Origin of the sequence: Knoellia sp. Soil729 (assembly GCF_001427985.1) — a bacterium.
Classification (GTDB): domain Bacteria; phylum Actinomycetota; class Actinomycetes; order Actinomycetales; family Dermatophilaceae; genus Knoellia.
In genome coordinates, this window is record NZ_LMSA01000001.1 from 1 (window position 1) to 24426 (window position 24426).

The window sequence follows — 24426 nt, forward strand, 5'->3', positions numbered from 1 at the left end:
ATGAGAAATGGCCCGCCATGGTGGATGAGAAATGGCCCGCCATGGTGGTGGCGGGCCATTTCCGTGAATGGTTGTCCGGCTGCGTCCTACTCTCCCACACCGTCACCAGTGCAGTACCATCGGCGCTGAAGGGCTTAGCTTCCGGGTTCGGAATGGAGCCGGGCGTTTCCCCTTCGCTATGACAGCCGAAACTCTATGGAGATGTGGTTGTTCTTCTCCCCCGTGGCACCRGTCACCTGGCCGACCCCCTGTGGGGTGGTGGTGTGGTGTGGGGGGTTCCCGACCGTATCTCGGGAACTGCACAGTGGACGCGAACGCATWCTTTTTAAGTGTGTATCAAGTTGTCGGCTTATTAGTACCAGTCAGCTACATGCATTACTGCACTTCCACGTCTGGCCTATCAACCCAGTAGTCTAGCTGGGAGCCTCTCAGAGCTTACGCTCCATGGAAATCTCATCTTGAAGCGTGCTTCCCGCTTAGATGCTTTCAGCGGTTATCACTTCCGAACGTAGCTAATCAGCGGTGCTCTTGGCAGAACAACTGACACACCAGAGGTTCGTCCATCCCGGTCCTCTCGTACTAGGGACAGCCCTTCTCAAATTTCCTACGCGCACAGAGGATAGGGACCGAACTGTCTCACGACGTTCTAAACCCAGCTCGCGTACCGCTTTAATGGGCGAACAGCCCAACCCTTGGGAGAGACTCCACCCCCAGGATGCGACGAGCCGACATCGAGGTGCCAAACCATGCCGTCGATATGGACTCTTGGGCAAGATCAGCCTGTTATCCCCGGGGTACCTTTTATCCGTTGAGCGACGCCGCTTCCACAAGCCAGCGCCGGGTCACTAGTTCCGACTTTCGTCCCTGCTCGACATGCCTGTCTCGCAGTCAAGCTCCCTTGTGCACTTACACTCGAAACCTGATTACCAACCAGGCTGAGGGAACCTTTGAGCGCCTCCGTTACCTTTTAGGAGGCAACCGCCCCAGTTAAACTACCCACCAGGCAATGTCCCTGATCCGGATCACGGACCGAGGTTAGATATCCAGAACGACCAGAGTGGTATTTCAACGTTGACTCCACGAACACTGGCGTGCCCGCTTCACAGTCTCCCACCTATCCTACACAAGCCGTACCGAACACCAATACCAAGCTATAGTAAAGGTCCCGGGGTCTTTCCGTCCTTCTGCGCGTAACGAGCATCTTTACTCGTAGTGCAATTTCGCCGAGTTCATGGTTGAGACAGTGGAGAAGTCGTTACGCCATTCGTGCAGGTCGGAACTTACCCGACAAGGAATTTCGCTACCTTAGGATGGTTATAGTTACCACCGCCGTTTACTGGGGCTTAAATTCTCAGCTTCGACCCGAAGGTCTAACCGGTCCTCTTAACCTTCCAGCACCGGGCAGGCGTCAGTCCGTATACATCGTCTTGCGACTTAGCACGGACCTGTGTTTTTAGTAAACAGTCGCYTCTCCCTGGTCTCTGCGGCCGTTCAGGCTAGTTCGTGAAGAACTTCACCCTCTGGGCCCCCCTTCTCCCGAAGTTACGGGGGTATTTTGCCGAATTCCTTAACCATGATTCACTCGATCGCCTTGGTATTCTCTACCTAACCACCTGAGTCGGTTTGGGGTACGGGCGGCTCGAACCTCGCTAGAAGATTTTCTTGGCAGCATAGGATCACCCTGCTTCCCGCATTCGCGGTCACTATCAGGTCTCAGGACATGTGTGACACGGATTTGCCTATGTCACTCCCTACACCCTTGGACGTGGACTACCATCGCCACGCGGAGGCTACCTTCCTGCGTCTCTCCATCGCTTGACTACTACCTGATCGGGTCACGCGCTCCACTCAACATCACCCACCCGAAGGTGGACGAACAAAGAGCTTCAGACGTTTAGCATCACAAGGTTCGTCATGGGCGGTTCTTCGCCGGTTCCGGAATATCAACCGGATGTCCATCGACTACGCCTGTCGGCCTCGCCTTAGGTCCCGACTTACCCAGGGCAGATTAGCTTGACCCTGGAACCCTTGGTTATTCGGCGGACGGGTTTCTCGCCCGTCATTCGCTACTCATGCCTGCATTCTCACTCRTGTGGCCTCCACGGCTGGTTCACACCGCCGCTTCCCTGGCCACACGACGCTCCCCTACCCATCAACACGCTTGGACCACCAACCCGCAGGTGTGGTGGCCGGGCAATATGTCAATGCCACAGCTTCGGTGGTGTGCTTGAGCCCCGCTACATTGTCGGCGCGGAATCACTTGACCAGTGAGCTATTACGCACTCTTTAAAGGGTGGCTGCTTCTAAGCCAACCTCCTGGTTGTCACTGCAACTCCACATCCTTTTCCACTTAGCACACGCTTAGGGACCTTAGCTGGTGGTCTGGGCTGTTTCCCTCTCGACTACGGAGCTTATCCCCCGCAGTCTCACTGCCACGCTCTCACTTACCGGCATTCGGAGTTTGGCTAACGTCAGTAACCTGTTGAGGCCCATCGGCTATCCAGTAGCTCTACCTCCGGTAAGAAACACGTGACGCTGCACCTAAATGCATTTCGGGGAGAACCAGCTATCACGGAGTTTGATTGGCCTTTCACCCCTACCCACAGCTCATCCCCTCAGTTTTCAACCTAAGTGGGTTCGGTCCTCCACGACGTCTTACCGTCGCTTCAACCTGGCCATGGGTAGATCACTCCGCTTCGGGTCTAGACCCAGCGACTCAKWCGCCCTATTCGGACTCGCTTTCGCTACGGCTTCCCCACACGGGTTAACCTCGCCACTGAGCACTAACTCGCAGGCTCATTCTTCAAAAGGCACGCTGTCACCCCACAAAGAGGGCTCCAACGGATTGTAGGCACACGGTTTCAGGATCTATTTCACTCCCCTCCCGGGGTACTTTTCACCTTTCCCTCACGGTACTTGTCCGCTATCGGTCACCAGGGAATATTTAGGCTTAGCGGGTGGTCCCGCCAGATTCATACGGGATTTCTCGGGCCCCGTATTACTTGGGATAACTCTCTGAAGTTCGCATGATTTCGTCTACGGGGGTCGCACCCTCTACGCCGGGCCTTTCAATGCCCTTCGACTATCACACGAATTTTTGACTCCATGCCGGGATGTCAGTCCCGACCGAGAGGTCCCACGACCCCGTACCTGCAACGCCTGACAGCTCTCACACAGATACGGTTTAGCCTCATCCGCTTTCTCTCGCCAATACTCACGGAATCGCGGTTGCTTTCTCTTCCTGTGGGTACTGAGATGTTTCACTTCCCCACGTTCCCTCTACCTGCCCTATATATTCAGGCAGGAGTGACTGGACTTGCCTCCAGCCGGGTTTCCCCATTCGGAAATCCACGGATCACAGTCTGGTTATCGACTCCCCGTGGCTTATCGCAGATTCCTACGTCCTTCTTCGGTTCCTGGTGCCAAGGCATCCACCGTGCGCCCTTAAAAACTTGAGCCACAAAGATGCTCGCGTCCACTGTGTAGTTCTCAACATACGGGCGGCCCCCCAACGCCTGTCCACGCCTACCRGAAACAAAAAGCTTCCGACGGTTCGCGACCGCGGGGGTCCTGACCGGATACCGGCCCGAAACCTCAAGCTTGCGCCTGAGCCCTCAGGACCCAACAACGTGCCAGACACCGCATCCCCGAACGATCACTTTCCCTCCTCCCAGGACCTCCCCAAAGGGGAAGACACAGCAGGTGTACTCGTGACCACGAGTTGCGGCGCCAAATAATCGATGTTCCACCCGTGAGCACCTGCTGCCCCACACTCGGGGACAGACCAGGCTCTGGACCGTTGCCGGCCAGTGCTCCTTAGAAAGGAGGTGATCCAGCCGCACCTTCCGGTACGGCTACCTTGTTACGACTTAGTCCCAATCGCCAGTCCCACCTTCGACGGCTCCCTCCACAAGGGTTGGGCCACCGGCTTCGGGTGTTACCGACTTTCGTGACTTGACGGGCGGTGTGTACAAGGCCCGGGAACGTATTCACCGCAGCGTTGCTGATCTGCGATTACTAGCGACTCCAACTTCATGGGGTCGAGTTGCAGACCCCAATCCGAACTGAGACCGGTTTTTTGGGATTCGCTCCACCTCGCGGTATCGCAGCCCTTTGTACCGRCCATTGTAGCATGTGTGAAGCCCAAGACATAAGGGGCATGATGATTTGACCTCATCCCCACCTTCCTCCGAGTTGACCCCGGCAGTCTCCTATGAGTCCCCACCATCACGTGCTGGCAACATAGAACGAGGGTTGCGCTCGTTGCGGGACTTAACCCAACATCTCACGACACGAGCTGACGACAACCATGCACCACCTGTATACCGACCTTGCGGGGCACCCATCTCTGAATGTTTCCGGTATATGTCAAGCCTTGGTAAGGTTCTTCGCGTTGCATCGAATTAATCCACATGCTCCGCCGCTTGTGCGGGCCCCCGTCAATTCCTTTGAGTTTTAGCCTTGCGGCCGTACTCCCCAGGCGGGGAACTTAATGCGTTAGCTGCGGCACGGACCTCGTGGAATGAGACCCACACCTAGTTCCCAACGTTTACGGCATGGACTACCAGGGTATCTAATCCTGTTCGCTCCCCATGCTTTCGCTTCTCAGCGTCAGTAGTGGCCCAGAGACCTGCCTTCGCCATCGGTGTTCCTCCTGATATCTGCGCATTTCACCGCTACACCAGGAATTCCAGTCTCCCCTACCACACTCTAGTCTGCCCGTACCCACTGCAAGTCCGGGGTTGAGCCCCGGATTTTCACAGCAGACGCGACAAACCGCCTACAAGCTCTTTACGCCCAATAATTCCGGACAACGCTCGCACCCTACGTATTACCGCGGCTGCTGGCACGTAGTTAGCCGGTGCTTCTTCTGCAGGTACCGTCACTTTCGCTTCTTCCCTGCTGAAAGAGGTTTACAACCCGAAGGCCGTCATCCCTCACGCGGCGTCGCTGCATCAGGCTTGCGCCCATTGTGCAATATTCCCCACTGCTGCCTCCCGTAGGAGTCTGGGCCGTGTCTCAGTCCCAGTGTGGCCGATCGCCCTCTCAGGCCGGCTACCCGTCATCGCCTTGGTGAGCCATTACCTCACCAACAAGCTGATAGGCCGCGAGTCCATCCCAGACCGAAAAACTTTCCACACCATACCCATGCGGATTGGTGTCATATCCGGTATTAGACGCCGTTTCCAGCGCTTATTCCAGAGTCAGGGGCAGGTTACTCACGTGTTACTCACCCGTTCGCCACTGCTCACCCAAAAGCAAGCTCTTGGGATCACCGTTCGACTTGCATGTGTTAAGCACGCCGCCAGCGTTCGTCCTGAGCCAGGATCAAACTCTCCGTTGATGTATGACTCCCCCCACCCGAAGGCGGAAGAAAAACATTACCCACAAAAGGGATTTGAAACCCTGACTGAGCAAGAACAACCAGCAAAAAAATCACTGTTTGATCATTGTCAACCAAAGGAAAATCGAAGCAGAACAACCAGCTCACGCCCACACAGGACACTCACCAGCCACCCCACGACGAGGTAAAACTTGGCATCGATTTTTGACACGCTGTTGAGTTCTCAAGGTTCACACGCACACCAACACCCAACCCACACAGGGCCAGACACCAGGGGAGCAGCNGGACACTCACCAGCCACCCCACGAGGACACTCACCAGCCACCCCACGACGAGGTAAAACTTGGCATCGATTTTTGACACGCTGTTGAGTTCTCAAGGTTCACACGCACACCAACACCCAACCCACACAGGGCCAGACACCAGGGCAACTCTCCAAAACTACCCACGGCCACACTTGGGCGTCAAATCCGTGACCCACTCTCAGAGTGACCGGACCCGACGCGCTTGGATCTTCGCGGGTGCCCCACCCTAGCAACCTTGCGGCCGCCGTCCAAACCGGCGTCTGTCGCCGCTTCGTACTGTGGGAGTCAACCCCGGGACCGGCCTACTTCGTGCGAGGCGCTGGGCCTCACGCGGTGGTGTCCGTTCCTCCCTGTCGGGCTGACATCGAGAACAGTAGAGGACGGCGCGGCCAGAACACAAATCGGCCGTCGACTGGGGCCCAGGTGAGCACACGGCATACCGATAAGGGTTGTGCCACAACGGATCTAGGGCTTGCGAGCAGCTGCCATCGACTTGCGTCCGCGCCGGAGGATGGCCACCGAGTCGTGGAGGAAGTGCTCGTCGGCCAGGGGAAACTCGGGATCGGTGACCTTCTGGCCGTTCACGGAGGCGCCGCCGTCGCCGATCGCGCGGCGTGCGGCGTTGCGGGAGTCGACCAGGCCGACGGCGACGAGGGCGTCGGTCATGGTCATGCCGGGAGCCACCTCTCCGCCGGGCAGCTCGGCCGTGGCGTCGTGCAGGGTGCCGGCATCGAGGGTCGCGAGGTCGCCCTTGCCGAAGAGCGCCTCGGAGGCGGCCTGCACCGCAGCAGTGGCCTCGGCTCCGTGCACGAGCGTGGTGACGTCGGCGGCCAGGATGCGCTGCGCGGCACGCCTGAACGGCTCCTCACTGACCTGGCGTTCGAGCTCGGCGACCTCCTCCTGTGATCGGTCGGTGAAGATGCGCACGAGCTTGATCACCGAGGCGTCCTCGACGTTGAGCCAGTACTGGTAGAAGGCGTAGGGGCTCGTCATGTCGGAGGAGAGCCAGACGGCGTTGCCCTCGCTCTTGCCGAACTTGTTGCCGGCGGAGTCCGTCACCAGCGGCGTCGTGAGAAGGTGCACCGACTCCCCCTCCACCTTGTGGATGAGGTCGGAGCCGGCGGTGAGGTTGCCCCACTGGTCCTGGCCACCGGTCTGCAGCGTGCACCCGTGGGCGCGGTAGAGCTCGAGGAAGTCCAGCCCCTGCAGGATCTGGTAGCTGAACTCGGTGTAGGAGATGCCTTCGTCGGAGTTCAGCCGAGCCGCGACGGCGTCCTTCTTGACCATCTGGTTGACGCGGAAGTGCTTGCCGATGTCGCGCAGGAAGTCCAGCGCCGACATGGGCGAGGTCCAGTCGAGGTTGTTGACCATCATCGCGGCGTTCTCGCCGTCGAACTCGAGGAAGGGCTGGACCTGGTCCTGGATCCGCGCCACCCACTCGGCGGTCTGCTCCTTGGTCTTGAGCGTGCGCTCGGAGCTCGGGCGTGGGTCGCCGATGAGACCGGTCGAGCCGCCCACGAGGCAGATGACCCGATGACCCGCGCGCTGGAGGTGCCGCAGCACGATGAGCTGCACGAGGTTGCCGAAGTGGAGGGAGGGCGCGGTGGGGTCGAAGCCGCAGTACGCGGTGATCGGCCCGGCCGTCAGTGCCTCGCGCAGCGCGTCTTCGTCCGTCGTCTGGGCGACGAGCCCGCGCCACTGCAGTTCGGCAAGGATGTCTTTCACAGGCGTCAGCCTGCCATGGGCGCCTCGGGGTCCGGTGCAGCGCTTCGGTGGCTGGGATGGCCGAACCCTTCCCCGTTCGCGGTGCAGGACCTCGGGAACTGGGAGACTGCCCCATGGTCAGTCGTGTCGCAGTCCTGTCAGACGTCCACGGGGTGCTGCCGGTGCTCGAGGCCGTGCTCGCCGAGCCCGATGTGGCCGCGGCAGACCTCGTCGTCGTCACCGGCGACCACATGGCCGGTCCGATGCCGGTCGAGACCCTGGACGCCCTCACCGCACTCGGGGACCGGGTGGTCATGGTGCGCGGCAACGCCGACCGTGAGGCCGTGGAGATCACTGAGGGTTCCACCAACCCGCACCCCGAGTCGGTGTGGGCAGCCGGTCAGCTCCGCAAGGACCAGGTCGCGCTGCTGCGGGACCTCCCCCACCCCGTGACCATCCCAGTCGAAGGTTTCGGGCCGGTGCTGTTCTGTCACGGCAGCCCTCGCGACGACGACGAGGTCATCCTCGTGGACTCGTCCGTTGCTTCGTGGACTGCGGTGCTCTCCGGAGTTCCGGAGGACGTGCGCACCATCGTGTGCGGCCACACGCACATGCCCTTCATCCGCTTGCTCGACCGGCGCACGGTCATCAACCCCGGGAGCGTGGGGATGCCCTACGGCAAGGTCGGCGGGGCGTGGGCGTTGCTCGACCGGGGGCAGGCCTCGTTGCGGCACACACCGATCGACCCCGAGGCCGTGTGCGAGCGGATCGTCGCCGAGTCCATGTATCCGGACCGCGCCGCCTGGGCCGACGAGTACGTCCACTCGCGCAACAGCGACCTGGATGCGCTCGCTGCGTTCACGCCGCGGGTCGGGGACGGGTCGGATGCGTGACTGGCAGACTGCCGCGCATGGGTGAGTGGACGGCATACAGGGACTTCATCGCAGGACTGCCCAAGGCGGAGCTGCACGTGCACCACGTCGGGTCGGCCCGGCCCGAGACGGTGGCCCGGCTCGCCGAGCGGCACCCTGACGCCGGTGTGCCCCAGGGCGTGGAGGCACTTCAGGACTTCTACACGTTCAGGGACTTCGACCACTTCATCGACGTCTACCTCGCCGTGGTCGGGCTCCTTCGGACGCCCGAGGACATCCACCTGCTCACCTACGAGGTGGCGGAAGGGCTTGCGGCACAGCAGGTGCGCTACGCCGAGCTGACCATGACCCCGTTCACGAGCGTGCGCATGGGCATCAGCATCGAGGCCTACACGGAGGCCATCGAGGACGCTCGCCGTGCGGCGGAGCGCGACCACGGGATCGTCCTTCGCTGGATCTACGACATCCCCGGCGAGGCTGGGCTCGCCTCTGCCGACGCGACTCTCGGCTATGCGGTCGACCACGGTCCCGAGTCGCTCATCGGCTTCGGGCTGGGGGGACCAGAGGTTCCGCGGGTGCCGTTCAAGCCGCACTTCGACCGGGCCAGGGCGGCGGGGCTGCGGTCGCTGCCGCATGCCGGCGAGTCCACGGACGCGCAGTCGGTGTGGGACGCACTGGATGCACTCGGTGCCGAGCGCATCGGCCATGGCATCCGCTCGATCGAGGACCCCCTGCTGGTCGAGCGGCTTGTCGCAGAGCGCATCCCGCTCGAGGTGTGCCCGACGTCGAACATCGCGACCCGCTGTGTGGAGAGCCTGGCGGACCACCCCCTGCGGGGGCTGCGAGATGCGGGAGTCGTCGTCACCATCAACAGTGACGACCCGCCGATGTTCGGCACCACCTTGAACCATGAGTACGAGATCGCGGCCGAGCTGCTCGACCTCGACGAGAGCGGCCTGGCCGCGCTCGCGACGACGGCGGTCGACGTGAGCTGCGCCCCGGACGACGTGAAGCAGCGCGTGCGGAGGGAGATCAGCGACTACGCCGCCGGATGACGCCGGGGCGGTAGGCGCTCACGGTCGGTTCCCCGTCGATCCAGAACCGCCAGGGGTATGCCGTCCCGTCACCGCCGGGACCGCTCACCCCGACGCGTGGGCCGGTGCGGACCAGGGCGGGGTCCAGCAGCTCTGGCGGCGCCTCGACACTCACGCGGGCCGCGGGTCCGCACACGTCGTCGCCGTCGTGCTCCTTGCCGATGCCCAGCGTGGTCGTGAGCCGCGCCGGGCCACGGGCCCAGTCCCGAGGGACCACCCCGGCGCGGCGCTCGGCCGCGAGCTCATGGCCGGCCACGACCTCCCCGGCGCGCAGGAGGACGGCACTCGCCACGCCCTCGGGCCCGCAGACGAGGTTCGCGCACCAGTGCATGCCGTAGGTGAAGTAGACGTAGAGGTGACCCGGCTCGCCGAACATCACGCGTGTCCGCGGCGTCGGGCCCCGGAAGGCGTGCGACCCGGGATCTGCGGTGCCGGCATACGCCTCGACCTCGGTCAGTCTCAGCGACACCCCGGCGTGGTGCACGACGCAGCCCAGGAGTGCCGGCGCCACCTCGAGCGGCGGCCCGGCGAAGAAGCTCCTCGCCAGGGTCGTCACGAGGCGGCGGGCACCCGGACCGACCAGCCACGGGCGTCATCGCGCACGGCCACCGCACGGGTCAGCTGCTCGGCCACTCGAGCCGGCGCCGTCCCGCCCTTGGCGTCACGGGAGGCGAGCGAGCCCTCGACCGTCAGCACCTCGCGCACCGAGGGGGTGAGGTGCTCGGAGATGCCGGCCAGGTCCTCGTCGGAGAGGTCCCAGAGCTCGATGTCCCGTGACTCGCACACCCGCACGCACTCCCCCGCCACCTCGTGCGCGACCCGGAACGCCACGCCTTGGCGCACGAGCCACTCGGCGATGTCGGTGGCGAGCGAGAAGCCCTGTGGCGCAAGGGACTCCAGCCGTTCGGTGTCGAAGACCAAGGTGTCGACCATGCCGCTGAATGCAGGCAGGAGGACCTCGAGGGTGTCGATCGAGTCGAACACCGGCTCCTTGTCCTCCTGGAGGTCGCGGTTGTAGGCCAGGGGCAGTCCCTTGAGCGTGGTCAGCAGACCGGTGAGGTTGCCGACCAGCCGGCCCGCCTTGCCCCGTGCGAGCTCGGCGACGTCGGGGTTCTTCTTCTGGGGCATGATGCTCGACCCGGTCGAGTAGGAGTCGTCGAGCGTGACGAAGCCGAACTCCTTGGTCGCCCACAGGACGACCTCCTCGGCGACGCGCGACAGGTCGACGGAGACCATCGTGGTGACGAACGCGAACTCGGCGACGACGTCACGCGACGCAGTCCCGTCGATGGAGTTCTCGACCGCACCGGCGAACCCGAGGTCGGCCGCGACCGCCTCCGGGTCCAACCCCAGGGAGCTGCCGGCGAGCGCGCCGGAACCATAGGGACTGAGCGCCGCCCGCGCGTCCCAGTCGCGCAGCCGCTCGACGTCGCGCAGGAGCGGCCAGGCGTGGGCGAGCAGGTGGTGGGCCAGCAGGACGGGCTGCGCGTGCTGGAGGTGGGTGCGCCCGGGCATGGCGACGGTGGCGTGACGCTCGGCCTGGGCGACCAGCGCATCCACCACGTCGAGGACCAGGCCCGCGATCGTGCGGGCGTGCTCACGCAGGTACATGCGCACGAGCGTGGCCACCTGGTCGTTGCGGGACCGGCCGGCACGCAGTCGCCCACCGACATCGGCCCCGGCGCGCTCGATCAGGCCGCGCTCGAGCGCGGTGTGGACGTCCTCGTCACCGGGAGCCGGCACGAAGCTGCCCGACTCCACGTCGGCGGCGAGCTGGTCGAGGGCGGCCAGCATCGCGGCGAGGTCGTCCTGCGCCAGCAGGCCGGCACCGTGCAGGACCCGCGCGTGGGCGCGGGAGCCGGCGATGTCGTGCAGGGCCAGGCGCCAGTCGAAGTGCGTCGAGCGGGACAGCTCGGCCAGGGCGTCGGCGGGACCTCCGGTGAAGCGCCCTCCCCACAGGCTCAGGCCGGTCGAACCTGTCGGCGGCGTCGCGGTGACGTCCGGTGTGCTCACGCGTTCTCCTTGCGGGTGTAGGACATGAGGCGGGCGGCGACCTTGCGCGAGGCTGCGGCACCCGTGGCGATGACCATGATCGTGTCATCTCCCGCGATCGTGCCGACGACCCCGGGCACGCTCGTGTGGTCGATCGCGGACGCGAGGAAGTTGGCGGCACCCGGTGGCGTGCGCAGCACGACGAGGTTGGCCGAGACCTCGGCGGACACGAGCAGCTCGTGACAGCGCTGCGCCAGGCGGTTGGTCGTCTCCGACCCGTCCAGAGCGACGCGCACGGTGCGGTCGCCACCCTCTCCCGGCACGGCATACACGAGGAACTTCCCGACTCGGACCTTCTCGGCACCGACGTCGACGAGGTCGCGCGAGAGCGTCGCCTGGGTGACCTCGATGCCGTCCTCGCCGAGGATCCCGAGGAGCTCGGTCTGCGACCTCACGGACCGGCTGGACAGGATCTCGATGATGCGTCGCTGCCGGCCGGTGCGGCTGGAGGAGACACTCATCGGCGCTGACCCCCGGACTTCTCGACGAGCCAGGACAGCACGGCCTTCTGCGCGTGGAGCCGGTTCTCGGACTCGTCCCACACCACCGACTGCGGACCGTCGATGACCGACGCGTCGACCTCGAAGCCGCGGTAGGCGGGGAGGCAGTGCAGGAAGATGGCGTCCGGCTTGGCCTTGGCCAGGAGCTCCGCGCTCACCGCGTAGTTGGCGAAGGGGCTGGTGGACCCCTGGCGGGACTCCTTCTCCTTCTCGAAGCCCATCGACACCCAGGTGTCGGTCGCGACGACGTCGGCGCCGGCGACGGCTTCGGCGGGGTCCTCGACGATGGTGATGGATCCCCCTGTCCCGAAAGCGATCTCGATCGCGCGCGCGAGCACGGCGGCCTGCGGCTGGTAGGCGGCCGGCGTGCCGATGCGGACGTGGAGCCCCGAGAGGGCCATGCCGAGAAGGTAGCTGTGGCTCATGTTGTTGGCACCGTCGCCGACGTAGGCGAAGGTCAGCCCGGCCAGCGTCCCCTTGTGCTCTCGAATCGTGAGGAGGTCGGCGAGGATCTGGCACGGGTGGAACTCGTCAGTCAGCGCGTTGATGACCGGCACGCTCGAGTGGGCGGCCATCTCCTCGATGCGCTCCTGCCCGTAGGTCCGCCACACGATGGCCCGCGCCTCGCGCGTGAGCACCCGCGCCACGTCGGCGATCGACTCCCGGACCCCGACCTGCGCGAGCTTGCCGTCGATGACGAGCGGGAAGCCGCCGAGGTGGGCGATGGCACCGGCGAAGGACACCTGGGTGCGCAGGGTCTGCTTGTCGAACAGGACGGCCACGACCTCGGGCCCCTCCAGGCAGCGGTCACTGAACGGGCGCGCCTTGATCGCCGCGGCACGCTCGAGGATCTCGGCCTGCTCCTGGGGCGTGACGTCGTCGTCGCGAAGGAGGTGGCGGACGGCTGTGCTCATGGGGTGGGCTCCTTGGCGATGGCGATGAGCGAGGGAAGCGCGGTGACGAACAGGTCGAGCTCATCGGCGGTGACGATGAGTGGTGGGACCAGGCGGACGGCGTCGGGCGCGACCGGGTTGACGAGGAAGCCTGCCTCTCGGGCCGCCGCGGCGATGCCCGCCGCCAGGTCCGATCGCAGGACGATGGCGCGCAACAGCCCACGGCCACGAACACCGACGATGTCCGGGTGGTCCAGACCGGCGACAGCGTCGGCCAGGTGCTCACCCATGTCGGTGACGTGCTTGAGCAGGCGGTCACTCTCGATCGTCGAGAGGACGCTCAGGCCGGCTGCCGCGACGAGCGGGTTGCCACCGAACGTCGATCCGTGCTGCCCTGCGCTGAGGAGGCCGGTCACCTCTGGGCCGAACGTCACCAGGGCCCCGATCGGCAGGCCACCACCGAGCCCCTTGGCCAGCGTGATGGCGTCCGGGACGACGCCACTCTCGCTGAAGCCGAACCAGTCGCCCGTGCGACCGATGCCGGTCTGGACCTCGTCGATGATGAGCAGTGCACCCACCGCTGTGGTCACCTCGCGGGCTGCCTGCAGGTATGCCGGGTCCGCGACGATCGCTCCCGCCTCACCCTGGATGGGCTCGAGGACGACGGCCGCGGTGTCGCTCGTGACGGCGGACCGCAGCGCCTCGATGTCGTTGTAGGGCACGTGGGCGACGCCCGGGATGAGGGGAGCGAACGGCTCGCGGTAGGCCGCCTTGTGGGTCAGGGCCAGCGCGCCGGTCGTGCGTCCGTGGAACGCGCCCTCGGCCGCGACGATGTCGGTGCGGCCCGTGCGGCGCGACAGCTTGATGGCCGCCTCGATCGCCTCGGCGCCGGAGTTGGCGAAGAAGACACCGGACCCAGCAGGAGCCTGCGCGATCTCGAGGACCCGCTCGGCCAGCTCGACCTGGACCCGCGAGGTGTAGAAGTTCGAGATGTGGGCCATCTCGCCGACCTGCTTGGACACGGCGGCGACCAGGGCGGGGTGGTTGTGCCCCAACGCGTTGACCGCGATGCCACCGACGAGGTCGAGGTAGCGCTTGCCGTCGAGGTCCCACACCCAGGCGCCGTCACCGCGCTCGAGCACGAGCTGCGGCGTGCCGAAGACCGTGATGAGCGAGTGCGCGTAGCGGTCGAGGACCGCCTGCTGCGACTCGGACTGATTGTTCATGCGTCCTCCTCGATGAGGGTGCCGATGCCGTCCGAGGTGAATACCTCGAGCAGCAGGGAGTGGGGTTCGCGTCCGTCGATGACGTGGGCCTGGGGTACGCCGTTCTCCACGGCCCGGATGCAGGCCTCGAGCTTGGGGATCATGCCCGCGTCGACCTGCGTGACCAGCTCGCGGGCACGGCTCAGGGGCAGGGTCGACAGGAGGGACGAGCGGTCCGGCCACGCGGCATACACGCCCTCGACGTCGGTGAGCACGACGAGCTTGCGGGCGCCGAGCGCCACGGCCAGGGCGGCAGCTGCGGTGTCGGCGTTGACGTTGAGGACCTGGCCCTCCTGGTCGAGGTCGGGGGCGATCGTGGACACGACGGGGATCCGGCCCGCATCGAGCAGGTCCATCACCGACTGCGTGTTGACCGAGACGACGTCACCGACCAGCCCGAGGTCCTCCTCCACGCCGTCGACGACGACCCCGCGACGGCGGGCACCGAAGAGTGCTCCGTCCTCACCCGAGAGCCCAACCGCGAGGGGCCCGTGCTGGTTGAGCAGGCCGACGAGCTCTCGACCGACCTGACCGGTGAGCACCATGCGCACGACGTCCATGACCTCGGGAGTGGTCACCCGGAGCCCGCCCTTGAACTCGCTCTCGAGCCCGAGGCGGTCGAGCATCGCCTTGATCTGCGGTCCGCCGCCGTGCACGACGACCGGACGGAGGCCGGCGTAGCGCAGAAAGGCGATGTCCTGCGCGAAGGCCAGCTTGAGCTCGTCGTCGACCATGGCGTTGCCGCCGTACTTGATGACGATCAGGGCACCACGGAAACGCTCGAGCCATGGGAGCGCCTCGACGAGGGTGCTCGCCTTGAGCCTGGTCAGGTCGTCGGTCACCGTCGAGTCCTCACGTGCTGTAGGCCGAGTTCTCGTGCACGTACTCATGGGTGAGGTCGTTGGTCCACACCGTCGCCGTGGCGGCGCCGGCGTGCAGGTCGACGACCACGCGCACCTCCCGCGGCTCGAGGTCGACGAGGTCGCGGTCGTCACCGACGCTGGATGCCCGGCACACCTGCACGCCGTTGATCGCGACGTCCAGCGTGGACGGGTCGAAGGACGCGGAGGTCGTGCCGACCGCTGCGAGCACCCGGCCCCAGTTGGGGTCCTTGCCGAAGATCGCGGCCTTGAACAGGTTGCTGCGGGTGACCGAGCGGGCCACCTCCACGGCCTCCTGCTCGGTCGCGGCGGAACGCACCTCGATGGCGATGTCGTGGCTGGCCCCCTCGGCGTCGGCGACGAGCTGGCGGGCGAGCGAGGAGCAGACCTCCGTCACGGCGGCAACGAGGTCGCCGACGGCGGGAGCAACCCCGGACGCCCCGGACGCCAGGAGCACCACGGTGTCGTTGGTCGACATGCAGCCGTCGGAGTCGACGCGGTCGAACGTCTGGGTCGTCGCTGCCCGCAGGGCCGTATCGAGGGTGTCGGCGTCGGCGACGACATCCGTGGTGATGACGCAGAGCATCGTTGCCATTCCCGGCGCAAGCATCCCCGCACCCTTGGCCATGCCGCCGACCGTCCAACCGTCGCGCGAGGCGGCCGCCTCCTTGGGAACCGAGTCCGTCGTCATGATGGCCCGCGCCGCATCGGCACCGGCCGTGCTGGCGAGCGCGCCCACCGTCAGGCCGACTCCCGCTTCGATCTTGTCCATGGGCAGGAACTCCCCGATGAGGCCGGTCGAGCACACGACGACATCGGTCGCGCTGCAGCCGAGCGCGCCGGCGACGAGCTCGGCCGTGCGGTGACTGTCATGGAAACCCCGAGTGCCGGTGCAGGCGTTGGCTCCCCCGGAGTTGAGGAAGACCGCGTCGGCACGGCCATCGCTCACGACCTGGCGAGACCACGTGACAGGGGCTGCCTGCACCCGGTTGCTCGTGAACACGGCGGCGGCGGTGTGGTCAGGCCCGTCATTGACCACGAGGGCGACATCGCTGCCACCCGAGGCCTTGAGCCCTGCGGTGGCGCCGGACGCCCGGAAGCCCTGCGCCGCAGTGACGCTCATGCTCCGCTCCGTCCCGTGAGGATGCTGGGCGTCGCGATGAGACCGGCCTTGCGCCAAACCTTGCACGCCTCGTCGATCTGCTCCTCGGGGACGAGGACCCAGTCGGTGTCATAGGTGGAGAGGGCGAGGACGCTGATCCCGGCCGGGACCAGGGGCGTGAGGATCTCGGCCATCACTCCCACCGCGTCGAAGGCCAGCGGACCGGCGACCTCGACACCCCGGAACGGCCCTTCGGTCGTCACCCCGGCGGGCACCGGCTTGGCCAGGCAGATGACCGAGGTCTCGTGCTGGGTGCGGCTGAGCGAGGCGAACGGACCGGCGGTCCAGTCCCACGTCGGCTCCTCCCCCGGCTCGAGCCGGGCGACCGCCAACGACTCGGGGTGGGTCATCAAATGCAGTGGCATGGCGCTCACGGCGCCACCCCCGATCCGAGAAGGCCGGTCGTCTCCGGGAGACCGACGGCGAGGTTGAGGCACTGGACGGCTGCGCCGGCGGTGCCCTTGGCGAGGTTGTCGATGGCCGCGACCGCGATCACTCGGCCGACGCGCTCGTCGACGGTCACCTGCACGGTCACGTGGTTGCTCCCGACCACGTGCGCAGTGGCGGGCCAGGCTCCGGGCTCCAGGAGGTGGACGAACGGCTCCTCCGCGTAGGACGCGCGCCAGGCCTCACGGATGTCTGCTGTCGATGCGCCCGGGGCGACCCTGGCCGTGGCGGTGGCGAGGATGCCGCGGGCCATCGGCGCCAACGTGGGGGTGAACGAGGCCGCGACGGGGACGCCCGCCGCGGCACCGAGGTTCTGCTCGATCTCCGGAGTGTGCCGGTGCACTCCGCCGACGCCGTAGGGCGACATGGAGCCGATGACCTCGGAGCCGAGCAGGTGTGGCTTGAGCGACTTGCCCGCTCCGGAGGTTCCCGAGGCGGCAACGACCACCACGTCATCCGGCTCGACGACCCCCGCCGCCAGGCCAGGTGCCAGCGCCAGGCTCACGGCCGTCGGGTAGCACCCGGGAACGGCGACACGGTGGCGGCCCTCAATGTCGGTGCGTGCGCGACCCCCGCCGGCGAGTGCGAGCTCCGGGAGCCCGTAGGCCCAGGACCCGGCATACGGGGTGTCGTAGAAGGTCGTCCAGTCGGTCTCGCTGCGCAGCCGGAAGTCGGCGCCGCAGTCGACGATGACCGTCTCCTCGTCCAGGCCTTCGGCCACGGCAGCCGAGTGCCCGTGGGGCAGGGCCAGCACGACGACGTCGTGACCGGAGAGGGTCTCGGGCGTGGTCTCGGCGAGAACCCGGTCACCCAGTGAAAAGAGGTGTGGGTGAACGGATCCGAGCAGCGCGCCGGCATTTCCGCCGGCCGTGACCGATCCGATTTCAACCTCAGGGTGCTGCAGCAGCCATCGGAGGACCTCACCACCGGCGTAGCCACTGGCACCGGCGACCGCAACTCTCAGCATGTGCATATTCTTGCATGCGCCGACAACTGTATGCAATCCGGCTCGGATGTATCAGTGCCCCTCCTCGTCACTCCTCCCCCGTAGCGCCGCCGCACAGGGCGACGGCACGAACAAGGGAGATCACCATGCCCGGTGTCAACGACGCCATTGGCGCCGCCACCGGCCTGAACGAGATCGGTTTCGTCGAGTTCACGACCAAGCTCGTGAGCGACGTCTTCGACACGCTCGTCGCGTCCAACCTGCGACAGCAGCAGGCCTTCGTCGAGCTGCTGCAGGCGACGAGCAAGAGCCTCACGGCCTACATCAACGAGACCAAGGACGACATCGGTCCCGGCGAGATCATGCAGGTCCTCACGGCCATCGCACCTCGCAACAACGACACGCCCGCCGGCAGCGACAGCCCCACCGCGGTCACGACGGGCGGCAAGCTCAGCGCTGACGAGGCGACGGCGATCAACACCGCTCTCGCGGTCACCGACCCCGGCACCAACGTCGTCTCGAACGACAAGTCGGCCAAGGCGGGCGTGCTCGACGACAAGGCGATCGACACGCTGCGCGATGCGGTGGCCACCAGGGTGGCGGCCAACAAGTACACGCTGCTCAAGGAGATGGTCAAGCTGGGCATGCTGCGTCTTGTCGTCACCGACGGGACCATCGAGACCGGCCTGAACTTCCACACCTACGGGTCGGACTTCCTGCGCAACAACTCGAGCCGCTACTCGAGCTCGCAGTTCCAGTTCAAGGCCAACGCGGGGACCGGGAGCATTCTCTCTGCGTGGGTCAAGGCGTCCGCGAGCACCTCGTACACGTCGGTCAACGTCAGCTCGAGCAACACCTCGAGCGGTTCGAGCTCGGGTGTGGACACCACCATCACCGGGGGCGTGAAGATCAACTTCAAGACGGACTACCTGCCGCTCGACACTCCCTGATCCGCCCCATCCGAAGGAGACTGCAGCCATGCCAGACAGCGATGTCTCGGATGTCGGCTTCGCGGAGTTCGTCGCCGTCCTCCTGGTGGAGACCCTCGACTCGATCGTGGCCTCCCACGCCAGCCAGGAGGACCGGCTGCGGGCACTCGACGCCGCCGCCGACATGACGGCTGAGGAGGTCGCCGCGACCTCGATCACCGCAGGGATGGTCGACCTCGCCCTCGTGGAGCTCTTCCCCGACGGCCAGGGCGGTACGTCGGTCACCGTCGGTGGGCCAACGCCCACCCCGGAGGTCCTCACGGAGCTCGGGGTCTCGCTGCCCAGCCGGGACGGGGGTCTGTCCAGCTCGGATGTCGGCGCCCTCCGCAACGCCGTCGCGCTGCACCTCGCGCAGAGGCACCTCGAGTCCGTCCGGGAGGTGCGCCGCCGCGGAGTCCCGCGGGTGCTCGTCGACGGTGGAACCGTACGGGCCAAGCTCGCCTTCAGCACCGTCCGCTCCGCACCCGCCGAGCCGAGCCCGGCCCGCCGAGCCGCCCCCGGCCTCACGCCCGCCGTGACGCGCTCGGTCCTGAGGGACATCCCCATCAGCCGGATCGGGGACCTCATCGGGCCCCGCGCCACGGTGCTGCGGCCGGAGGTCCTCGACGGGATCCGTGACCTACGCCTGCGGGTCCGCCCGCCCGTCGCCTCACCGGAGCCGGGCGAGCCGGCCAACCGCGCCGACATCTTCGGCGAGGTCGAGATCCGCTTCCGGACCGAGGACTGACGTGGGCCCGGCAGAGCTCGCCGCGCTCGTCGCCCGTGAGGCGGATGCCGGTGTCGCCGGCGCCCTCCGCGCGTTCGACGCCTCTGGTGCGCTCACCGTCGACACCGTCATCGGTCGGATCGGATCGAGACCCGCAGCGGACTCGACGCCGTGGGAGGACGTCGTCTGGCAGGCGGAGGTGGTCATGCGCCCATCGGGCACCGTTCGCGACCTCCCTCCCACGACCACCGACGCCCCCGCGAACCTCGACGTGCCCCAGGTCATCGCCGCCCTTGCGGTTGACGCGCTTCGCGGTGTCGGCGACCGGTGGCGCGCTGCCCTGGATCGACGCGGCATCTCCACGGTAGGTGACCTCGCGTCGGTCTCTCCGGCGTCACTTGCGGCCTGGTCGCGCGAGAGTGACGGCGGGTATGCCGTGCAGCTCGTCGCGCGCGCACGCTCCTGTGCGGGTGCGTGGCCCAGGGTCGACCGGGGTGATGCCCGCACCCTGCTCGCCGTGTCGGAGTCCGACCCCGGGGACGTCTCCGCCTGGCCCCCCGGCAGCCGCGCCGAGGCTCACCTGCTCTGGGCAGCGTGCCTGCGCCTACGGGCCGCCCTGGACGACGACGTCCTGGCCCGGATCACCGTCAACGGAACCTGACCCCCCTGTCCCCGACTTATTGCGCGTTGGGCCAGTGAGGAGCGCAGCGACGAACTGGCCCAACGCGCAATAAGTCGATCGGCGAGTGGGCGTCAGGCGAGGGGGTCGTCCTCTCCCCAGGTCTGGAGGGAGAGGGTGCGGTCCAGCTCGTCCAACCCGGCCTGCGCCCGGGCCCGCAGTGACTCCACGGTGTCCGCGCCGGCGCGGACCAGGCGCCCACTCCACTCATCGAGCTCGCCGCGGGCCATGGCCAGCAACAACGCACTGACCTCCTCCGGCGCGGTCCACTCGGTGCGGCCGCGATGAGCCTGCATCGACTCCGTCATGTCGGTGCGCACCACGCCCGGAGCCAGATCGAAGACCAGCGCCGTGCGGTCCGGGCCGAGGCCCAGTCCTGAGGTGATGCGCGCCAGGGCTCCCTTGCTCACGTTGTAGGCGGTGGCGACATCGGAGTTCCTGTAGGCGGAACCGGAGTTGACGTTGACGATCCGGCCCGTCCCGGCCGTGAGGTGCGGCAGCACGGCGTGCGTCATGAGGTAGGGACCACGCACGTTGGTCTCCATCGTCGCCCACCACTCGTCGGGGTCGCTGCGCTCCAACGACACCTCCGCGTCGATGACCCCAGCGTTGTTGACGAGCAGGTCGATGCGCCCGTGGCGAGCCACGACATCAGCCACCCAGGACCTCACGGCGCCCGGATCGGTCACCGAGGCCGTGGAGCGCGAGCCACGCTCCACGGCATACCCGTTGTCCTGCAGGGCATCCGCGAGGTGCGCACCGATGCCACGGGAGGCTCCGGTGACGATGGCGACGAGCTGGCTCATCGCTGGACCGCCCCGACGGCGGAGACAGCCGATGCCACCGCGGAGTTCCGCAGGGCCGACACCTCGCCGGTCTTCAGCGTGCGGTCGGCCCGGAAGGTCAGCCGATAGGCCAGGGACTTCTTGCCGTCGTCGATCTGGTCGCCCCGGTAGATGTCGAACAGCGTGACCGACTCCAAGGTCTCACCGGCGCCGCGGCGCAGAGCCGACTCGACCTCGGCCGCCGGCGTCACCTCGTCGACGACGAGCGCGACATCGGTGTGTGCCGATGGGAAGGTGGACAGCTGGGTTGCCTGGACGGGAGTGCCGCTCGCGGCGACGAGCACGTCGACATCGAGCTCACCGGCGACGGTGGCGTCCGGCAGGTCGAGGGCGGCGACGACCTTGGGATGGAGCTCACCGACGTGCCCGACCACCGTGCCGTCCGGGAGCGTCAGCGCCGCACAGCGTCCGGGGTGGAACGGTGCCCGGTCGCGCGCAGCCACGACCGCCAGGTCGAGACCGACCGCCCGGCCCACGGTCCGCGCCCACTCGACCGCGTCGGCAGCCTCGACCCGGCGCGCGGGGCCCCATGGGCCCCCACGCTCGACGTCACCCGCTGCGGCGAACGCGACGTGGCGTGGCTGCGTCGGCACGGCCGTCATGATCTGCGACAGGGTGGCGTCGTCAGGACGCGCGTTCGCGGCGGGTACGGGTGCGGCTTGCGGCGACGAGGACCCGACCGTCACCAGCCCCAGCTCGTAGAGGGCGACGTCGCGCGCCCCCCGGGAGACGTTGCGGCGCAATGCGTCGAGCAGCGTGTCGAGGATCGAGGTCCTCATCAGGGGCGCCTCGTCCGAGAGCGGGTTGGCGATCCGCACGCTGAGCCGTCGCGCGTCGTCCGCGGCATAGCCCAGCTCGTCGAACCTGCCTTCGGCGACGAAGGGGTTGGTGAGCACCTCGACGAGGCCTTGGTGGGCCAACGTGTTGGCGACCGTGCGACGAACGCGCTGACCGTGCGTGAGCCCGCGCCCGGCGCTCTTGGGCTGCGGCAGCACCGACGGGATCTGGTCGAACCCGCGCACACGCGCCACCTCCTCGACGAGCTCCGGACCGTCGGTGAGGTCGGGCCGCCAGGGCGCCGCGAGGACGGAGACGAGGTCGCCGTCGCGCTCCTCGACCTCGCAGCCGATGGCTTGCAGGGTCGCGAGGACCTCGTCCCTGCTGTAGTCGAGCCCGACGTAACGCGTGGGCAGCGTGACGTCGAAGGTGAACGGTGGCGACGGGACGCGGTGGTCGACGTCGGTCACCCCGGTGTCGGCGGTCCCACCCCCGTGCTCCACGAGGAGGTCGACCGCCAGCTGGGCCGCAGCCGCCGTGACCGCCGGGTCGACCCCGCGCTCGAAGCGCTTCGACGCCTCGGTGATGAGCCGATGCCGCCGCGAGGAGCGCGCCACCGTGACGGGGTCGAAGTGCGCGGCCTCGATGAGCACGTTGGTCGTGGAGTCACTGACCTCGGAGGACTCCCCTCCCATGACGCCGGCGATCGCCAGCGGGGTGTCGGAACCGTCGACGATGAGGAGGTCCTCGGGGTCCAGCGCACGCTCGGCGTCATCGAGGGTCGTGAACTTCTCCCCCGCCCGCGCCCGACGGGTGCCGATCGAACCCGAGAGGGTGTCGAGGTCGAAGGCGTGCAGCGGCTGGCCGAGCAGCATCATCACGTAGTTGGTGACGTCGACGGCGAGGGAGATGGGACGCATCCCCACCTGGGTCAGCCGCTTCTGCATCCACTGCGGAGTCGTCGCCGTGGTGTCGACCCCGCGCACGATGCGAGCGACGTAGCGGTCGCAACCGTCACGGCCCTCGAGCGGTCCATCGTCGGCCAGCGTGACGGCATACCCGTCGTCGTTCGGCTCGGCGACGTCGAGGTGGGCCGGGTCGCGAAACTCGCGTCCGGTGGACAGGGCGTACTCGCGGGCGATGCCGCGCAGCGAGAAGCAGTAGCCGCGGTCGGGAGTCACGTTGACCTCGACGACCTCGTCGCCGAGCCCGAGCAGTGCGATGGCGTCCTCACCGGGGGCCAGCTCCGCCGCGGCCTCGGCTCCGAGGAGCTCGGAAAGCACGATGATCCCGTCGTGGTCCTCGCCCAGTGCGAGCTCGGCAGCGGAGCAGATCATGCCGTTGGACACGTGACCGTAGGTCTTGCGGGCCGAGATCTCGAACCCGCCGGGGAGCACACCGCCGGGGAGCACGACCACGACCAGGTCGCCAGGACCGAAGTTGTGGGCACCGCAGACGATCTCCTGCGCCTTGCCCTCGGAGACCCGCTGGCCGTGCTCCCCCACGTCGACGGTGCACCAGTTGATCGTCTTGCCGTTCTTCTGGGGCTCGGGCTCCACGGTGAGCACGCGCCCGACGACGAGGGGACCGGCGATGTCACCACCGTGCAGGCCCTCCTCCTCGAGACCGACGCGGACGAGGTCAGCGGCGATGTCGAGGCCGGTGGCGTCCTTCGGGACGTCGGCGAGCTCACGCAACCACGAGACGGGAGCGCGCATCAGATCTCCATTCCGAACTGGCGGGAGAAGCGAACGTCTCCCTCGACGATGTCGTGCATGTCCCCGATGCCGTGACGCAGCATGAGGGAGCGTTCGATGCCGAGGCCGAACGCGAAGCCGGTGTAGCGGTCGGGGTCGATGCCGGCGCTGCGGAGCACGCGGCGGTTGACCATGCCGGACCCGCCCAGCTCGATCCATCCGGTGCCACCGCACGAGCGGCAGGACGGGTCCTGGCCGCGGCAGATCCAGCACTGGCAGTCGATCTCGGCGCTCGGCTCGGTGAACGGGAAGTAGTTGGGACGCAGCCGGGTGACGATGCCGTCGCCGAAGAGGCGCTGGACGAAGGCGTCGAGCGTGCCTCTCAGGTGCGCCATGGTGATGCCCTCGGCGACGACGAGACCCTCGAACTGGTGGAAGACCGGCGTGTGGGTCGCGTCCAGGTCGTCCGTGCGGAACGTCTTGCCGGGGCACAGGACGTAGATGGGGGGCTCGCGGTCGAGCATCGTGCGGACCTGCACGGGAGAGGTGTGGGTCCTCAGGACGAGCCCGGAACCGGTCGGGGCGACATAGAAGGTGTCCGCCTCCTGGCGGGCGGGGTGGTCGGGCCCGATGTTGAGGGCGTCGAAGTTCAGCCACTCCGACTCGATCTCGGGGCCCTCCGCGATCTCCCAGCCCATGGAGACGAAGATGTCCTCGACGCGCTCGGACACCAGGCTCACGGGGTGGCGGGCGCCGACCGGGCGCCGGGCCACGCGCACCGTCAGGTCCTGCGTCTCCTGCGCCAGGACCCGCTCGTCGCGCTCGGCCTCGAGCTCGACCTGCCTGGCGGCGAAGGCCTGGCTGACACGGCCGCGAGCCTGCCCCACGCGCTTGCCTGCCTCGGCCTTGGCGCTCGGGGGCAGGGCGCCGATCTCACGGTTGGCCAGCGCCAGGGGGGACCTGTCGCCGGTGTGCGTGGGCCGCAGCGCCTTGAGCTCCTCCAGGGAGCCGGCCTCCGCCACCGCGGACAGGGCACTGGCCACTGCCTCGTCGATGGTCCGGGGGTCGAGGGCAGCTGGCTCGACCGGGTCGTAGTTCGTGTTGGGTCCAGACATGGCTTCCACTTCTGATCGCGGGCGCAACGCTTCGCGCCCTGCAGGGCTACCGGACAACTGCTGCGTGGGAGGTTCCGCGCCCCCGGGCGTGCCAGGTGAGGTCTGCCGTGCGCCGCTCAGGGGCAGGCGCGCCGCGTCACCGGGCCCGAGGGC

General features: G+C 67.0%; 18 protein-coding genes and 3 rRNA genes. 5 read left to right on the forward strand and 16 right to left on the reverse strand.

Going from position 1 to position 24426, the window contains the following annotated elements; genetic code table 11:
- Positions 1–73: 73 nt before the first annotated feature.
- The 4 genes from rrf to tyrS form a co-directional block, all read right to left on the reverse strand.
- Positions 74–190: ribosomal RNA gene (rrf, locus tag ASG74_RS00005) — 5S ribosomal RNA — on the reverse strand.
- 142 nt (positions 191–332) lie between these two features.
- Positions 333–3458: ribosomal RNA gene (locus ASG74_RS00010) — 23S ribosomal RNA — on the reverse strand.
- Between the two features lie 362 nt (positions 3459–3820).
- Positions 3821–5344, reverse strand: a 16S ribosomal RNA gene (locus ASG74_RS00015).
- The 16S, 23S and 5S rRNA genes sit together here, the layout of an rRNA operon.
- Positions 5345–6114: 770 nt before the next feature.
- The gene (gene tyrS, locus ASG74_RS00020; protein ID WP_056137684.1) at positions 6115–7374 is read right to left on the reverse strand and encodes a tyrosine--tRNA ligase; all 1260 of its coding nucleotides are present in this window, start codon (positions 7372–7374) and stop codon (positions 6115–6117) included.
- Positions 7375–7487: 113 nt separating this feature from the next.
- Here tyrS and ASG74_RS00025 point away from each other — a divergent pair, with 113 nt between their 5' ends.
- Both ASG74_RS00025 and ASG74_RS00030 read left to right on the forward strand, forming a co-directional pair.
- On the forward strand, positions 7488–8246 hold the full coding sequence (locus tag ASG74_RS00025; RefSeq protein WP_056137686.1) for a metallophosphoesterase family protein: 759 nt from the start codon (positions 7488–7490) through the stop codon (positions 8244–8246).
- Positions 8247–8263: 17 nt separating this feature from the next.
- Positions 8264–9280, forward strand: a complete 1017-nt coding sequence (locus ASG74_RS00030) for an adenosine deaminase (RefSeq protein ID WP_056137689.1) — start codon at positions 8264–8266, stop codon at positions 9278–9280.
- Here the strand turns inward: ASG74_RS00030 and ASG74_RS00035 are convergent.
- From ASG74_RS00035 to argC, 9 genes are read right to left on the reverse strand one after another with little or no spacing between them, the layout of a single operon-like run.
- Positions 9258–9875, reverse strand: coding sequence for a DNA-3-methyladenine glycosylase (locus ASG74_RS00035; RefSeq protein WP_056137691.1), 618 nt, complete (start codon positions 9873–9875; stop codon positions 9258–9260). The genes ASG74_RS00030 and ASG74_RS00035 overlap by 23 nt on opposite strands.
- Positions 9872–11332: an argininosuccinate lyase gene (gene argH / locus ASG74_RS00040; RefSeq protein WP_056137693.1), complete on the reverse strand. Its 1461-nt coding sequence runs from the start codon at positions 11330–11332 to the stop codon at positions 9872–9874. The genes ASG74_RS00035 and argH overlap by 4 nt, the downstream gene beginning before the upstream one ends.
- A complete protein-coding gene (locus tag ASG74_RS00045) occupies positions 11329–11832 on the reverse strand; it encodes a hypothetical protein (RefSeq protein ID WP_056137695.1) in 504 nt (167 codons plus the stop codon). Before ASG74_RS00045 ends, argH begins: the two co-directional genes overlap by 4 nt.
- Complete coding sequence (gene argF / locus ASG74_RS00050; protein WP_056137698.1) at positions 11829–12785, reverse strand: ornithine carbamoyltransferase; 957 nt, start codon at positions 12783–12785, stop codon at positions 11829–11831. Before argF ends, ASG74_RS00045 begins: the two co-directional genes overlap by 4 nt.
- Complete coding sequence (locus tag ASG74_RS00055) at positions 12782–13990, reverse strand: acetylornithine transaminase (protein WP_056137699.1); 1209 nt, start codon at positions 13988–13990, stop codon at positions 12782–12784. Before ASG74_RS00055 ends, argF begins: the two co-directional genes overlap by 4 nt.
- Positions 13987–14871, reverse strand: a complete 885-nt coding sequence (argB, locus tag ASG74_RS00060; protein WP_056137702.1) for an acetylglutamate kinase — start codon at positions 14869–14871, stop codon at positions 13987–13989. Before argB ends, ASG74_RS00055 begins: the two co-directional genes overlap by 4 nt.
- A 10-nt stretch (positions 14872–14881) precedes the next feature.
- Positions 14882–16033 (reverse strand): bifunctional glutamate N-acetyltransferase/amino-acid acetyltransferase ArgJ, encoded by a 1152-nt coding sequence (gene argJ / locus ASG74_RS00065; RefSeq protein WP_056137703.1) that lies wholly within the window; start codon positions 16031–16033, stop codon positions 14882–14884.
- Positions 16030–16437: an ACT domain-containing protein gene (locus tag ASG74_RS00070; RefSeq protein WP_056139478.1), complete on the reverse strand. Its 408-nt coding sequence runs from the start codon at positions 16435–16437 to the stop codon at positions 16030–16032. Before ASG74_RS00070 ends, argJ begins: the two co-directional genes overlap by 4 nt.
- A 5-nt stretch (positions 16438–16442) precedes the next feature.
- Positions 16443–17486: an N-acetyl-gamma-glutamyl-phosphate reductase gene (gene argC / locus ASG74_RS00075; protein WP_056139480.1), complete on the reverse strand. Its 1044-nt coding sequence runs from the start codon at positions 17484–17486 to the stop codon at positions 16443–16445.
- A 125-nt stretch (positions 17487–17611) separates the two neighbouring features.
- Here argC and ASG74_RS00080 point away from each other — a divergent pair, with 125 nt between their 5' ends.
- Genes ASG74_RS00080 through ASG74_RS00090 form a run of 3 tightly spaced genes read left to right on the forward strand, consistent with a single transcriptional unit; the run spans position 17612 to position 19821 of the window.
- Positions 17612–18415, forward strand: coding sequence for a hypothetical protein (locus ASG74_RS00080; RefSeq protein ID WP_056137704.1), 804 nt, complete (start codon positions 17612–17614; stop codon positions 18413–18415).
- Positions 18416–18443: 28 nt separating this feature from the next.
- On the forward strand, positions 18444–19181 hold the full coding sequence (locus ASG74_RS00085; protein WP_056137706.1) for a hypothetical protein: 738 nt from the start codon (positions 18444–18446) through the stop codon (positions 19179–19181).
- 1 nt (position 19182) lies between these two features.
- Positions 19183–19821, forward strand: a complete 639-nt coding sequence (locus ASG74_RS00090) for a hypothetical protein (RefSeq protein ID WP_056137708.1) — start codon at positions 19183–19185, stop codon at positions 19819–19821.
- 92 nt (positions 19822–19913) lie between these two features.
- On the opposite strand, the gene ASG74_RS00095 is transcribed toward ASG74_RS00090, so the two are convergent.
- Genes ASG74_RS00095 through pheS form a run of 3 tightly spaced genes read right to left on the reverse strand, consistent with a single transcriptional unit; the run spans position 19914 to position 24273 of the window.
- The gene (locus tag ASG74_RS00095; RefSeq protein ID WP_056137710.1) at positions 19914–20645 is read right to left on the reverse strand and encodes an SDR family NAD(P)-dependent oxidoreductase; all 732 of its coding nucleotides are present in this window, start codon (positions 20643–20645) and stop codon (positions 19914–19916) included.
- The gene (pheT, locus tag ASG74_RS00100; protein ID WP_056137712.1) at positions 20642–23179 is read right to left on the reverse strand and encodes a phenylalanine--tRNA ligase subunit beta; all 2538 of its coding nucleotides are present in this window, start codon (positions 23177–23179) and stop codon (positions 20642–20644) included. The genes ASG74_RS00095 and pheT overlap by 4 nt, the downstream gene beginning before the upstream one ends.
- Complete coding sequence (gene pheS / locus ASG74_RS00105; protein WP_056137714.1) at positions 23179–24273, reverse strand: phenylalanine--tRNA ligase subunit alpha; 1095 nt, start codon at positions 24271–24273, stop codon at positions 23179–23181. Before pheS ends, pheT begins: the two co-directional genes overlap by 1 nt.
- Positions 24274–24426 lie beyond the last annotated feature (153 nt).